The organism is Streptomyces sp. NPDC058008, from assembly GCF_042886395.1.
Taxonomy (GTDB): Bacteria; Actinomycetota; Actinomycetes; order Streptomycetales; family Streptomycetaceae; genus Streptomyces.
On the sequence record NZ_JBHVQX010000017.1, the window covers coordinates 76,287 to 89,576 of the forward strand.

At 72.4% G+C, this 13,290-nt stretch carries 11 protein-coding genes; 7 read left to right on the plus strand and 4 right to left on the minus strand.

Annotated features, from left to right (window positions below; all coding sequences use genetic code 11):
• Positions 1-201 precede the first annotated feature (201 nt).
• Positions 202-1,410 carry a helix-turn-helix transcriptional regulator gene (locus ACFVS9_RS18930; RefSeq protein WP_389933719.1) on the minus strand — a complete coding sequence of 403 codons (1,209 nt, stop codon included), beginning with the start codon at positions 1,408-1,410 and terminating at the stop codon, positions 202-204.
• A gap of 163 nt (positions 1,411-1,573) precedes the next feature.
• On the opposite strand from ACFVS9_RS18930, the gene ACFVS9_RS18935 reads away from it, so the two are divergent.
• The 3 genes from ACFVS9_RS18935 to ACFVS9_RS18945 all read left to right on the plus strand — a co-directional run bounded on the left by ACFVS9_RS18935 (position 1,574) and on the right by ACFVS9_RS18945 (position 4,154).
• The gene (locus tag ACFVS9_RS18935) at positions 1,574-1,996 is read left to right on the plus strand and encodes a VOC family protein (protein WP_389933722.1); all 423 of its coding nucleotides are present in this window, start codon (positions 1,574-1,576) and stop codon (positions 1,994-1,996) included.
• 268 nt (positions 1,997-2,264) lie between these two features.
• A complete protein-coding gene (locus tag ACFVS9_RS18940; RefSeq protein ID WP_389933725.1) occupies positions 2,265-3,371 on the plus strand; it encodes a winged helix DNA-binding domain-containing protein in 1,107 nt (368 codons plus the stop codon).
• 72 nt (positions 3,372-3,443) lie between these two features.
• On the plus strand, positions 3,444-4,154 hold the full coding sequence (locus ACFVS9_RS18945) for a TetR/AcrR family transcriptional regulator (protein WP_383113598.1): 711 nt from the start codon (positions 3,444-3,446) through the stop codon (positions 4,152-4,154).
• A gap of 85 nt (positions 4,155-4,239) precedes the next feature.
• Here the strand turns inward: ACFVS9_RS18945 and ACFVS9_RS18950 are convergent, their stop codons facing one another.
• Positions 4,240-4,503, minus strand: coding sequence for a hypothetical protein (locus ACFVS9_RS18950; protein ID WP_389933729.1), 264 nt, complete (start codon positions 4,501-4,503; stop codon positions 4,240-4,242).
• Positions 4,504-4,744: 241 nt separating this feature from the next.
• On the opposite strand from ACFVS9_RS18950, the gene ACFVS9_RS18955 reads away from it, so the two are divergent.
• On the plus strand, positions 4,745-5,494 hold the full coding sequence (locus tag ACFVS9_RS18955) for an ATP-grasp domain-containing protein (RefSeq protein WP_389933732.1): 750 nt from the start codon (positions 4,745-4,747) through the stop codon (positions 5,492-5,494).
• A 330-nt stretch (positions 5,495-5,824) separates the two neighbouring features.
• On the opposite strand, the gene ACFVS9_RS18960 is transcribed toward ACFVS9_RS18955, so the two are convergent.
• Both ACFVS9_RS18960 and ACFVS9_RS18965 read right to left on the minus strand, forming a co-directional pair.
• Positions 5,825-7,645 carry an MFS transporter gene (locus ACFVS9_RS18960; protein ID WP_389933735.1) on the minus strand — a complete coding sequence of 607 codons (1,821 nt, stop codon included), beginning with the start codon at positions 7,643-7,645 and terminating at the stop codon, positions 5,825-5,827.
• 199 nt (positions 7,646-7,844) lie between these two features.
• Positions 7,845-10,700 (minus strand): serine hydrolase, encoded by a 2,856-nt coding sequence (locus tag ACFVS9_RS18965; protein WP_389933882.1) that lies wholly within the window; start codon positions 10,698-10,700, stop codon positions 7,845-7,847.
• A gap of 194 nt (positions 10,701-10,894) precedes the next feature.
• On the opposite strand from ACFVS9_RS18965, the gene ACFVS9_RS18970 reads away from it, so the two are divergent.
• The 3 genes from ACFVS9_RS18970 (at position 10,895) to ACFVS9_RS18980 (ending at position 13,186) form a co-directional block, all read left to right on the plus strand.
• Positions 10,895-11,614 carry a GPP34 family phosphoprotein gene (locus ACFVS9_RS18970; protein WP_383113595.1) on the plus strand — a complete coding sequence of 240 codons (720 nt, stop codon included), beginning with the start codon at positions 10,895-10,897 and terminating at the stop codon, positions 11,612-11,614.
• Positions 11,615-11,852: 238 nt separating this feature from the next.
• A complete protein-coding gene (locus ACFVS9_RS18975; protein WP_383114807.1) occupies positions 11,853-12,713 on the plus strand; it encodes a helix-turn-helix domain-containing protein in 861 nt (286 codons plus the stop codon).
• Positions 12,714-12,979: 266 nt separating this feature from the next.
• Complete coding sequence (locus ACFVS9_RS18980; protein ID WP_327117566.1) at positions 12,980-13,186, plus strand: DUF397 domain-containing protein; 207 nt, start codon at positions 12,980-12,982, stop codon at positions 13,184-13,186.
• Positions 13,187-13,290 lie beyond the last annotated feature (104 nt).

Consider the following 13,290-nt stretch of genomic DNA (forward strand, 5'->3'; position numbering starts at 1 on the left):
CTGCGGCTGCGGCTGCGGGCGGAAACGGGAGCAAGGACGGGACGGTCACGGCCGAACGGATGGCGATCCACGCTTCGGTGCCCGTCGGAGCGGGGCGAGCAAGGGCCGGGTCTCCGAGGAGCCACGCTGACCGCCGGTCGGAGCCGGCGATCCCGTCCGAGCCGGGTCACATTTCGGCCAGCCGGCCGGAGGCGCGGCGGGTCAGGGGCCGCACTTCGGTGCCGCCGCGTCGGCGTAACGGGCTGCGAGTTCGGCGAAGGCGGCGGTCAGTTGAGGCGGACCGATGACATGGATGTCGGTGTCGAAGTAGCCGAGGGTGGTGGCGAGACCGGTCCATGACCAGGAGCCGAGGGTGAGGCGGCAGCGCTCGGGGCCGAGCTCCTCGACGATCCCGTCCTGCGCGAAGGGTGCCACCGCGTGCGCGGGGAGGCCGAGGACGACTTCGCCACGGCAGGGCCAGTCCGCGGTGGAACCATCGGTCCCCCGGAAGCGGCCGGTCACGAACGCGGCCACGTCGGCGCCGGGCAGCTCTCGCGGGGTGAAGCGCGGGCCGCTGGGGGTGCGAGGGCGTATGCGGTCGACGCGGAAGATGCGCCAGTCGTCACGGTCGAGGTCCCAGGCGATCAGGTACCAGTGGCCGCGCCAGGTGGCGAGGTGGTGCGGCTGCGTCCGGCGGGGCCGCCCGGCAGGGGGAGTTGCGTCGCGCACGGCGGCGCCCTGCAGGTGAGCGGGAGAGTGCGGCCCGGTGGGGACGGTGATGTCCTGCCGGTGAGCGGGAGAGTGCGGCCCGGTGGGGACGGCGGCGCCCTGCCGGTGAGTGCCTCGCCGTCCGGCCGTTTCCCCCTCGGCCTCCCTCCCAGGGGCTCCACACGTTCCCTGAGTGCCAGGGGTTTCCGAGGTTTCCGCGAACCCGCCCCCCTGAGCCCCCCGCCCGTAGTCGAAGCGCAGTTCCTCGCGGTCACGGATGACGCGGCTCAGCTCCATCAGAACCCGCGTGCCCGTCGGGGAGTCGTCGCCCGTTCCCGGTGGCCGTACGGCCGTGACCTGCGCCATGTCGATACGCCGGCGCAGCCGGGGCGGCATGACCTGGCGGACGGTGGCGAGTGCCCGTGCCGCGTCGTCGCCGATCGTGCCGCTGGTCGACGCCGACTGTAGGGCGAGGGCCAGGGCGACGGCCTGGTCGTCGTCGAACAACAGCGGGGGGAGCTGCGAGCCGGCTTCCAGGCGGTAGCCACCGGAAGGCCCCTTGAAGGCGACCACCGGGTAACCCAGTTCACGAAGGCGGTCGATGTCACGGCGGACCGTGCGCGGGGTGATGCCGAGCCGTTCGGCCAGCCCGTCACCGGACCAGTCACGGTGCGTCTGGAGGAGCGAGAGCAGGGCGAGCAGCCGCGAGGACGTCTTCTGCATCTCGTCATTCTGTCCGCAGTACAGGACACAACCTGTCCGCTACCCGTGGAACGGTGGCCTCACCACCCGCCGGGGAGGCCACGGTCCCGCCCCGGCCGCCAGGCACCCGTTGCCGCGCGGCCCCGCGGCCCCGCCGACAGCGAACAGCGAACAAGGAGAAGGCATGTCCGTCACGACCACCACCCACCTCAACTTCCGGGGCGAGGCACGGGCGGCTCTGGACCACTACCGGTCCGTCTTCGGCGGTCGCCTCACCGCCGTCACGTACAAGGACGCGGGAGACGTACGGGACGAGAGCGAGGCGGACCAGTTGGTGTGGGGAGAGGTGGTGGGCGACAACGGCTTCCACGTCATGGCCTACGACGTTCCCTCCCGGCTGCCCTGGGACCAGGGGAACAGCCCGTTCTTCGTCTCCGTACGCGGTGACGACACGGACGAGATCGGCGCCCTGTGGCAGAAGCTCGCGGAGGGCTCGACGGTGGTGCAGCCGCTGGCGCCGTCGCAGTGGGCGCCGCTGTACGGGATGCTCACCGACCGCTTCGGCGTGACCTGGGTCCTGGACGTGGCGGCCCCGTACAACGGCTGATCCGCACCCGTCGAAGGACACCGGGCCGACCGGGCCGCCGCGCCGCACGCGACGGACGACGCGGCACGCCGTACGCAACCCCGGCCGTCACGCCGCCCACGACGCGACGACGGCCCGGCGGCCCAGCGGCCCCGGCCCAACGGACAACCAGGCCACGGGCCCACCGGCCCACCAACCCACCGGACGAGAAGAAGAAGAGCGGGACACCGTGCACATGCGACAGCCAGGGCGTACCGGCGGCGGGACCGGCGGGCGGCAGTCTGGGCCCATGACCGTACTCGGCCCACGTGCCCTCAACCGCGCCACTCTGGCCCGCCAGTACCTGCTCGACCGGGCCGACGTCCCGGTCGAGGACGCGGTGGCCCACCTGTGCGGCCTTCAGGCCCAGGAACCGCAGGAGCCCTTCACCGGTCTGTGGTCGCGGACGCGCGCCTTCACGCCCGGCCTTCTCGACCATGCGCTGACCGGGCGGCACGTCGTACGCACGCACCTGATGCGCCGCACCGTCCACCTGGTCACCGCCGGGGACGCGCTCGCCTGGCGGGCCCGTCACGACAGCATGCTGCGCCGGCGGGTGACGACGACCTACCGGCGCGAGCTCACCGGCATCGGCCTCGACGAACTCGCCGCGGCCGGGTGGGCCGTCATGGCCGACCACCGGCCCCGCACCATGGCCGAACTGGTCGACGCGGTCCGGGACCGCTGGCCCGGCCCGCCGCGCCGCGTCCTGGGCGAACTCCTCGTCGCCGCCCTCATCCCCATGGTCCAGATGCCTCCACGCGGCCTCTGGCAGACGAAGGCCGGCGTACGGAACCTGCCCCTGGCCATCTGGCTCGGACGGGAGACCGACCCCCTGCCCGACGGGACCGGCAGCGCCGACGACCCGGTCGGACAGCGACTGGTACGCCGCTACCTCGCCGCCTACGGCCCCGCCGCCACCGCCGACATCCGCGCCTGGAGCGGCCTGACCGGCCTCCCCGCCGCGGTCAGGGCCATGCGGGACGAACTGGTCACCTTCCGCGACGAACGGGGGCGCGTGCTCCTCGATCTGCCCGACGCGCCGCGCCCGTCCCCGGACACCCCCGCCCCCGTACGGTTCCTCCCGGCGTTCGACAACGCGATCCTCGGATACGACGACCGCAGCCGCGTCATCGACGACGCGCACCTCGGCCTGTCCGTCGCGGGTCTGCGCGCCGTGCTGGTCGACGGACGCGTCGCCGCCACGTGGACCACGCACGACCAGCGGCTCCAGGTCACCCCCCTGCGACCGCTCTCCGCCCGGGAACGGAAGTCGGTCAGCGAAGAGGCCCATGCCCTGGCCACCTTCCTGGACCAGGGCGTCGACGCCGTACGGATCACAGCCGACCCCGGCTGAGCGTGGCACGGCGTGGGGCGGCGGGAGTGCGACCATGGAGGCCGCAATGCCAGGACCAGGAGGATCGATCGGATGCGGGCCGACGCGCGACGGAACGCGGAGAAACTGCGGGCAGCCGCCGCCGAGCTCTTCCAGGAGCGCGGCCTGGAGGTGCCCCTGAAGGAGATCGCCCGCCGGGCCGGAGTCAGCCACGGCACCCTCTACAACCTCTTCGGCACCCGAGAGGCGCTCATCGACGAAGTGGTGTCCGACCTCGCGTCGGGCCGGCTCGACGAAGTCGCCGGGCGCGCCCTGTCCTTCGAGGACGCGTGGGAGGGGTTCGTGTACTACGTCGAGAAGGTCTGCGAACTCCAGGCGGCCGACCCCGCCGTCGCCGACGTGGTCGGCGGGCGCTACCCGCGTGCCGAGCTCCTGATGGCCGTCTGCCACCGTGCGCAGGACGCGGGCACACGGATCATCGACCGAGCCCGGCACGACGGCACCCTGCGCCCCGACTTCACCGTCGAGGACCTCATGCTCACCTTCGGTACCAACGCCCTGCTCGCCCGCGCGTCCTCGGGCCCCGCGCCCGACGTCTGGCGCCGGTCCGTCGCCTTCCTGCTCGACGGGCTGCGCGCCGAGGCCGCGCACGGACCGCTCACGGTCGCTCCGCCCGCCCCGCAGCAGATGTACGACGTGATGGGCGGCCTCGCCGGAGACCGCGCACGCCCCGCCCGGGGCAGCCGGGAAACACCGGGGCTCCAGGAACCCCGGGAACCCCGGGAAGCGCGCACGGACGACTGACGCGCACGGACGACTGAGGGGGCAGCCCGGGACCGGAGGAGACGGCCCGGGACCGGAAGCCGACCGGCGGCCGGGGCGGCGGATGTCACCCCGCGCGGTCGCCCCGCACGGTCTCCTCCAGGACCTCGCCGATCACATGCCGTGCGGTCGCCGTCCTCACCGGGTTCGACGCCCGGTAGTACGACGCCCCCATGAGGGCGACCGACAGCGCCCGTCCCCGGGCCCTCGCCCATTCCGCCGCGTCCGCCCCCGTCCGCGTACGGAAGATCCGTCTCGGCCCGGTACGCGGGAGATACAACCGCCCAGCCGGGGAACTGCGCTGCGAGCAGGCGCCGTACGAGGGCGACATCGCTGCCCCTCCCCCGCCGCCAGGTGCTCCCGAGCCCGCCCCCCCGGCCGGCGGCCCCGTGGTCCGTCCCGCTGTTTCCCGTCCCCACGCTCCCCGTCGCAGCGCCCTGCCTCTGGGATCCGCGGCCACACCCGCAACCGCATCCGTATCCGTATCCGCCCCATGGATGCGGAACCCGGCACAGGCTGTCGAACGAAATCCGGTGGGCCGCGCGGCCCCCGCTGCGGCAGGATCCGTGCCCATGCCCCTCGTACTCCCGCCGCGTCTCACCGTCTCCGCCCGGACCCTCCGCGACACCGCGCGGCGGCGGGGCCTGCGCACCGTGCAGCTGCCGGACCGGGAGGTGCCCGGGGAGCTGCACGACGGGGACGCGTATCTGCACGCCGGCCCCTCCTACGCCGACTCCGTGGCCCCCGCGCTGGGCATCGCGCCGCTCGAAGCTCCCGCCGACTGGCTCGCCCGGCTGCCCGCCGCGTTCGTACGGCGCGAGATCCGCGCCCTGCCCATCCGTGAGGCGTACGCGCTGCGCCGTCCGGTCTTCGTCAAGTCCCCCAACGACAAGAGCATTCCGGCGCTGGTCTACACGGACGGGTCCCGGCTTCCCGGGCCGGACGCGGTCGATCCGGGGACGGTGGTGCTGGTGAGCGACGTCGTGGCGTTCGAGACGGAGTACCGGCTGTACCTGCTCGACGGGCAGGTGCACACCGGCAGCCGGTACGCCACGTCGGGACGGTTCGACCCGGCTCCGCCGACCGCCTCGGCGCGGGCGTTCGGTGCGGAGCTGCTCGCCGCCGCCGGGCACACCCTGCCTTCCGCGATCGTCGTCGACGTCGGAATGACCGACGCGGGGCAGTGGGCGGTCATCGAGGCCAACGCCGCCTGGGCCAGCGGCTGTTACGCCTCCGACCCGGACCGCGCCCTGGACGTGGTGCTCAGGGCCGCCGGTCCTCTCGCGCGGCTGGCGGAACGGGACAGCGCCTTCGTCCGGTGACCCGGGACCGTCCGCGCCTGACGGCCACCCGGTGACCCAAGGCCCGTCCCCGTCCGCACCTCTCGGCCCCCGGTGGCCCCGCCCCCGCTCCCCCGGGGCGACCGGGCGGCGGGCGGTTCTCCGGGTGATCCGCCCGCGGCCGCCCCTGCTCCTTCGGGCGCCCCGGTGACGGCCGGGCAAGGACCCCGGTGACGGCCGGGCAAGGTCCCGGTGACGGCCGGGCAGGATCCCCGGCGGGACAGCCGGGCAGGATCCCGCTGACGGCCGGGTGGGGCCCCGGCGGTGACGGCCGGGTGGGGCCCCGGGTCGTACCTGAGGGGCCCGTGCCCGCTACGGGCGCAGTTCCTCCGGGCACGGCGTTCCCGGTTGCAGCTGGTACGGCGCGGCCAGGCGGTAGACGCCCGGCCTGGGGGCGAGCAGCTCGGTCCACTCGTCGCCGTCCCCGTCCTCCTCCACCTTCAGCAGGCAGCCGTGGGGGTTGGTGAAGGCCTTCGGGGCCTCCTCGTCCCGCGCCGAGCGCTTCTTGGACATCTCCGTCTCCTGCGGCCGCTCCACGCTCCTGCCCTCGTCGTCCACGAGGGCGAGCCACCGGGAGTACGGGATCCGGATCAGGACGCGGCCCGCCGACTGCACGCGGATCGTCAGCTCGTCGTCGCCGGCCCGCTCCACCGTCGCGGGCGGGTCGGCGAGCGGCACCGGGTCCAGGACCCGGAACAGCTTCCAGTTGGCGTCGCTCCAGACCGCCTTCAGGTAGGGCTGCCCGTTCTCGACGAGCTCCGCCTCCTGTACGCCCCCGGTGTCGGGCTTCCCGGTCGGCAGCACCACGTAGTGCACGGCCCAGCGGTCCAGCCACTCGCGGTACTTCACGGCGTCGAGGGTGTCGTCGTAGAAGAGCGCGTTGCGCTTCATGTCGGCCTGCCGGTTCCAGCCACGGGCCAGGTTCACGTACGGCGCGAGTGCCGAGGCCTCCCGGTGACTGCTGGCCGGGACCACCTCGACCCGGCCCCGTTCCGCCCCGGCCTTCTGGAGCTGGTTGACCAGCGGGGCCAGCTCGCGGGTCCAGGACGCGGTGGGAGCGGTACGGACGATGTCGTCCACGCTCTTGTAGGCGATCCAGAAGTTCAGCCCCGCGAAGACGAGGACCAGCGCGTACCAGCGCCGGGTCCTCGGCACCGTGTACGGGAGTGCGGCCAGCAGGACGACCCCGGCGAACAGCATCGCCATCCGCGACACGTTCGACCCGATCTGCGAGTCGACCACGTAGGTCAGCAGTGTCCCGGCGCCGTAGACCGCCGCGGCCGTCCGTACGGTGTGCCAGTCGCGGGGCACCAGGAAGCAGACGAACACCGCGTACAGGAAGGGCAGCGAGAGGGTGCCGACCGACATCGGCTGGGTGCCCGAGAACGGGAAGAGCCACGCGGACAGGACCACGACCGCGACGGGCGCCAGGCCCAGCGCGTACGCCCCGGGGCGCCGTTTGTTCAGGAAGAGCGCGGCGGCGACCACGCCGAGGAAGAGCCCGGCGACCGGGCTCCCCGCCGTCGCGAGGCCGGCCAGCGGCGCCGCGACGACGGCCTTGGCCCAGCGCTTGCGGCGCCAGCGGTACGGCCAGCAGAAGACGGCGGCCACGGCGCCGAGCGCGAACATCATGCCGAGGCCGAACGTCACCCGGCCGGACAGGGCGTTGCACAGGTAGGCGAAAACCCCGGCGAGCGCACACGCCAGGGGGTTACGGACGGCGGGCACCCGCACCAGGATCAGGGCGGTGAGCGCCGAGGACACCGTGCCCGCGACCATCATCGTCGTGCGGACGCCGAGCACCGACATCAGGTAGGGCGACACGACGCTGTACGAGACGGGGTGCATGCCCCCGTACCAGGCGAGGTTGTACGCGGTGCCGGGGTGGCGGCCGACGAACTCGGCCCAGGCGTCCTGGGCGGCGATGTCGCCGCCGCTGTTCGCGAAGAAGAGGAACCACAGGAGGTGCACGGCCGCCGCGACCACGGTCGTCAGCAGGACCGGGTGGCGCGCGAGACGGCTCCGCAGCGATGCGCCGGGGCTCGTGCCTCCGCCGGGCTGGGCCGGGATCCGGACGACGACGCTTCGGGCGGGCGGATCGGCTTCCGCCCGTGTCGGCTCAGCGGTGGTCACTGCGGCTCTCCCCGTCCTTGCCCGGGCCTGCCGAACGGTCCCTGTACTGCACGGGCCTCATCCGTACTCGGAGGGAAGGACGCGTCCCGGCGCCCGTCCGTTGCCTCTGGGACGCTAGCACGAGGTGATTTGTCCGCGCTGCCCCGCCGTGGGACGGCCTCCGGCGCCGCGTCGGCGGGACCGGAGGCCGTCCACCCGGTCAGGTGATGCGGGTCAGCTTGTCGCCGAAGCCCGGCTCGGTCATGTCGTCCTGGAGGGCGACGGGGGCGGAGACCTTGCCCGTGCCGGTGCCGACCGTCACCTCGCCGACGACCGTGCCCGCCTTCGCTTCGTGGGCGGGTGTCGTGCCGCCGTCGGTCAGCTCGAGACCGACCTCGAGCCCTCCCCAGCCGACCGCCTTCAGGTCCTTGGTGGCCACCACGGGGGTACGGCCGCCGAGTCCGTCGTCGACGTAGCCGACGACCTGGCCCTTCTTGACGACGGTGGCGGAGTCGACGCCCGCCTGTGCGGCCTGGATCAGCTTCAGGCTGCTCCGGAGCGCGCGCTGCAGCTTGGCGTCCAGCGTCCCGTCGACGTCGGCGCCCATGACGGCGCCGATGATCCGCCGGGGCGTGCCGTCGATGACCGTCTCGGCCGTCCAGACGAGGTTGCCGCCCGCCGGGGTCGACGAGCCGGTCTTGATCCCGCTGACACCGGGTTCCAGCAGGATGTTGTTGTTGTTGTAGATCATCTTGCCGATGCCCGGGATCTCCGCCTGCGGCATGTTCACGATCTCGCGGAAGACGTCGTTCTGCATGACGGCCTTGGCCAGCTTGAGCTGGTCGGCGGGGGTGGACCGGGTCGTGGCCTCCAGACCGCTGGGGTCCGTGTACATGGAGTTCGTCATCCCGAGGTCCTTGGCGGCCGCGTTCATCTTCTCGACGAACGCGTCCTCGGTGGTGGCGTCCCAGCGGGCCAGCAGCCGCGCCACGTTGTTGCCGGAGGGGATCATCAGAAGCTGGAGCATCTGACGCTGCGTGTACTTCTGCCCCTCCTTGATGGGCGCCGTCGACTCGTCGGGCCGGTCCGCCTCGTCGCCGGCCTTGGCGTCGACCTCGATCTGCTCCCCGTTCTCCTTACCGGTGATCGGGTGGCCCTGGAGTATGACGTACGCCGTCATGATCTTCGCGACACTCGCGACGGGGGCGGACTTCTCCTTGCCGTACGAGCCGATGGTGCCGACGCCCTCGACCTCCACGGCACCCTGGCCCTCCTCCGGCCACGGCATGTCCAGCTTCTCGCCGTCGAAGGTGTACGTGGGTGCGGCGGAGAGCGTCAGCGCGGGGTCGGGAAGCGGACGCACCGCCTGCGCGATCGCAAAGATGACCAGGACGAGCAGGACCAGCGGCGTCCAGATCTTGACCCGCCGGACCGCGGTGCGGACCGGGGTCTCCCGGGGCGGCGGAGTGTTCGTGAGCTCGGCGAGCAGGTCGAGCGGCGGCCTGGGCGGCATGGGCTGCTGCCGGGTCCGCTCGGCCTCGGTGAAACCGGCCCCGGGTGCCCCGGGCGCACCGGGACCCGCCGCCACGTCCGGGGTGACCGTGGGGCCGACCAGGGTCGCGGGGCGTACGTCGTCCGAGCGCAGCGGGACGAACTTGCTGGTCCGCTCGGCGGGGGCCTCGGCCGCGTCGGTGGACCCGGCGGCCCAGGACGCGGGCTTCCGCGCGGCCCCCTTCTCCTTCTCCTTCGGCGGGAGCTTCAGGGCGGTCGTCGGCTGGTCGAGCTGTTCCGCACGCGGCGCCTTGAAGACGGCGGTCGGATGATCGATTCCTCGCTCCTCCGACGCGGGCTCGGCGCCCTTCGCCGGGGCGGCTTCCCCGCGCGTCCGGGGGACACGGGGGGCGTCGCCGGAGGCCGTACCGGCCGGGGTAGCGGTGTCGGAGTCGGAACCGGTGGAGGCGTCGGGGCCGGTGGAGGCGTCGGCCTCCGGGTCGGAGTCGGAGTCGGATTCGGAGGTGGCTCCGGTCCCGGCGGACGCCTTCGAACCGTTGCCGGCCGGGGTCGCGGCGCGGTCGGCCGGAGCGGCGTCGGGGTCGGTGTCCGCAGCCTTCCCGCCCGTGGTGTCCGCGCCGTCACCGGCGTCACCGGACGCCTTGCCGTCGCGCGCGACCGTACCGTCCTGAGCTGCGGCTTCTTCCTCTTCTTCCTCGTCGGGATCCTTCGTCACCCACGCCGCGACGGCTTCGCGCAGCCGGTCATCGGTCGGCCCGGAACCTTCACCGGCTCCGGAACCGGACTCGGAATCGGTGGCGGAGTCCGCAGCGGAATCGGCGGAATCGGCGGCCGAGCCGGAGTCGGAGGCCGCCTCGGGACGCTCGTCGGGCTCGTCGTCCGCGTCCGCGTCGGCACCGGGCCGGGCATCGGATCCGGACGCGGCGGCCGGAGCGGCCTCGGTGTCGCCGGCCTCTTCGGCGTCTCCGGCGGCTTCCCCGTCGGAGCGCTCCGCCTCGGCGGCCACGGCAGCGGAGCCCCGGCCCTTCCCGGCATCCGCCGCACCGGACGCGGAACGCTCATCGCCCTCATCGCGACCGGAACCGGCCCCGGAGCGCTCATCGTCCCCGGGGCGGCCGGAGCCGGCCCCGGTCGCGGCGTCAGACCCGTCCCCGGTGCCCGAATCGGCGTCAGCCGCGTCCCCGGACCCCGCATCGGCGCCCGAACCCGCTTCCGTACGGCCCGAAGCGTGCCCGGACGTGCCTGCGGACGCCCCAGGCGCCTCCGTGGCCGCACCGGGCGCCTCATCCGCCTCCGGAGCCCCCTCGCGGGGCGTGGAGGCGTCCGTGGCCCCTTCAGGGCCGTCCGTGGACGCGGAGGCGACCTCGGACGCGTCGGCGTCCGTGGACCGCGGCACGCGGAAGACCGCGGTCTCCTTGTCCGTCGCGGCGGCCGTCGCCCCGTCCACCGTGTTCCCGTCCGCCGGAGCGTCCGCTTCACGGAACACGGCGAGACGCGGATCACGTTCCTCTGCCGTCCCCGACGACTTCCGCTGTTCCGACATGCCGGGGGACTCGCCCGCCACCGATACCTCCTTGATGAGCCGCGGGGTCACGCCCGCACTGTCCGAACCATTCACCAGTGTCCTGTGTGAACCCCTGGCCGAGCCGCTAGACGAGAACGACATACCTAACGGTTCCCTCACAAAGCACCCAGGCACCCTCGACAGACCAATGTGAGAGGGGTCACCCTGTCAGACATCCACGCGGGGAGGCATGGATGGGCAGGAGCCGCAGAACAATTCCGGAGGAGCTTCTGCTGCTCGCTCTGGACCCGACCACGGGTACCACAGCGCAGCCGCAGTCGCTCGACCTCGGCCTGGCCGGGGCACAGCTAGTGGAGCTGGCTCTGGCAGGACGGATAGCCCCTGATGGGGATCGTATCGCCGTGGTGATGCCACGGCCGACAGGAGATCCGACTCTGGACTCCGCACTGGAACTGCTGCGCCGTCGTGGCAGTCCGGTTCGGGCGGTCCACTGGATCGGCGGGCCCCGGTTGGGACTTCGCCAGATCTACCTCGCTCATCTGGAGCGGTGCGGCATGGTTCATGCCGTGGCGGGCCAGATGTGCGGAGTGCTGCCGACGACTCGCTACCAGGCGACGGACACGGCGATCAGCCGGGACATCAAGGCCCGGCTGGACAGCGCGATCCGCACCGGCGTACCGCCGGACCCGCGGACCGCGGCGCTCGCCGCACTGGCCCACGCGGTCGGACTCGGCAAGCACCTGTACCCCGGGAACGAGGGGCGCTCGTCGCGCTCCCGGCTCCGGGACCTGATCAGACACGACCCGATGGGCGGACTCGTGGCGCATGCCGTGATGGACGTCCAGAACGGTGTGGCCGTCCAGCCACGCCGTAATCAGCAGGCGGCAGGCGTGCCGTTGCAGCCGCAAGCACAAGCGCGCGGCGGCAGCATGGCGCACACCTCCGTCCACTGACAGCACGACCGCGCGGACACTTACGCGGAGCACCGAATACCGCCGCACCGACGTCCCCAAGACCCGGTTCGGGAGCCGCACCAGGCGCGGGGCAGCCGGATCCACCGGCTGCCCCGCGCTCTTGCGTGCCGTGATGGTGTGTGACGATTTCCCAGCGCGGCCGGTGGCCCGGGTGGCAATCTGCTGAGCAGCAGACACGCACAGCTACAAGAGCTGTATAGCCGGAGGTGCCGTTCCCGTGCCGACCAACGTCAATCCCACCGTCAGGCGACGCCGGTTGGGCCAGGAATTGCGCCGCCTCCGTGAGATCAAGGGCATGACGGCGGAGGAGGTGGCCGAGCGGCTGCTCGTCTCGCAGTCGAAGATCAGCCGCCTGGAGAACGGCCGGCGCTCCATCAGCCAGCGCGACGTCCGCGACCTGTGCGGGGTCTACGAGGTCGAGGACCACCGCGTCGTCGACTCGCTGATGCAGATGGCGAAGGACTCCCGCCAGCAGGGCTGGTGGCACGCCTTCGGCGACATCCCGTACAGCGTCTACATCGGCCTGGAGACCGACGCCGAGTCCCTCCGGGTGTACGAACCCCAGGTCGTGCCGGGGCTGCTCCAGACCAGGAGTTACGCGGAGGCGCTGATCAACGGCGCCCTGCCCGAGGCCCCGCCGTCCGACATCGAGAAGCGGGTGAACGTCCGGGCCCGCCGCCAGGACCGTGTCAACGCGCCCGAGCACCCGCTCCGCCTGTGGGCCGTCATCGACGAGTCCGCCCTGCGCCGGCTGGTGGGCGGCAAGCAGGTCATGATCGACCAGTTGGAGCACCTCATCGAGCAGTCCCAGCTGCCCCATGTGACCGTGCAGGTGCTGCCCTTCGAAATGGGCGCGCACCCCGGCATCAACGGCCAGTACGCGATCCTGGAGTTCCCCGACGCCGCCGACTCCAGCGTCGTCTACATCGAAGGGGTCACGAGCGACCTCTATCTGGAGAAGGCGAACGACGTGCAGCGCTACAGCGTCATGTACGAGCACCTGCGGGCACAGGCCCTGAACGTGGACCAGACCCGCCAGTTCATCGGTGACATCGTCAAGGAGTACACCGCCCGCTGAGACCCTCGGGCAAGGACGGCGACGTCCGGGCACCCGCCGGAACAGGACAGTCCGACAAAGTCCGACGTGCGGGAAATACCGTGATGTAAGCGAGGTGGGGGCGGAAAGATACACCGCCCCTACCTTGCAGCGGAAGACCCGCATGGAATATGCCATCCGGTCGAGTGAACGGCCCCACCACCGGGCGATGTTGGCGAGTAGCGTCGATCACGCCAACAGGAACGAAGTTGGTGCCAATTACATCAACTCTCTGAACCGGAGTGAACATGGCCATTCTTCAGGGTGCTACGGAAAACTGGACGAAGTCGTCGTACTCCGGCGGCAACGGAGCGTGCGTCGAAGTGAAGTCGCCCGTCACGCGGGCCATCGCCGTGCGTGACTCGAAGGCGCCCGAAGGCCCCTCGCTCTCCTTCGTGTCCGGAGCGTGGAACACCTTCGTGCGTGACGTGGCGTCGGGCTCCATCAACGCCTGACGCGTACGCCACCCTTCGGGCGCCTCGCCGCGTCCGGTCGCCGCGCACCACCGCCGGCAGCCCTCTCGTCCGGTTCGCCGTCCTGGCCGAGAGGGTTCGGCCCG

Bases quoted from the DNA above. Each gene is read 5' to 3' on its own strand.
- ACFVS9_RS18930 (WP_389933719.1), bottom strand. From the start codon at position 1,410: ATGCAGAAGACGTCCTCGCGGCTGCTCGCCCTGCTCTCGCTCCTCCAG.
- ACFVS9_RS18935 (WP_389933722.1), top strand. From the start codon at position 1,574: ATGTCCGTCACGACCACCACCCACCTCAACTTCCGGGGCGAGGCACGG.
- ACFVS9_RS18940 (WP_389933725.1), top strand. From the start codon at position 2,265: ATGACCGTACTCGGCCCACGTGCCCTCAACCGCGCCACTCTGGCCCGC.
- ACFVS9_RS18945 (WP_383113598.1), top strand. From the start codon at position 3,444: ATGCGGGCCGACGCGCGACGGAACGCGGAGAAACTGCGGGCAGCCGCC.
- ACFVS9_RS18950 (WP_389933729.1), bottom strand. From the start codon at position 4,503: ATGTCGCCCTCGTACGGCGCCTGCTCGCAGCGCAGTTCCCCGGCTGGG.
- ACFVS9_RS18955 (WP_389933732.1), top strand. From the start codon at position 4,745: ATGCCCCTCGTACTCCCGCCGCGTCTCACCGTCTCCGCCCGGACCCTC.
- ACFVS9_RS18970 (WP_383113595.1), top strand. From the start codon at position 10,895: ATGGGCAGGAGCCGCAGAACAATTCCGGAGGAGCTTCTGCTGCTCGCT.
- ACFVS9_RS18980 (WP_327117566.1), top strand. From the start codon at position 12,980: ATGGCCATTCTTCAGGGTGCTACGGAAAACTGGACGAAGTCGTCGTAC.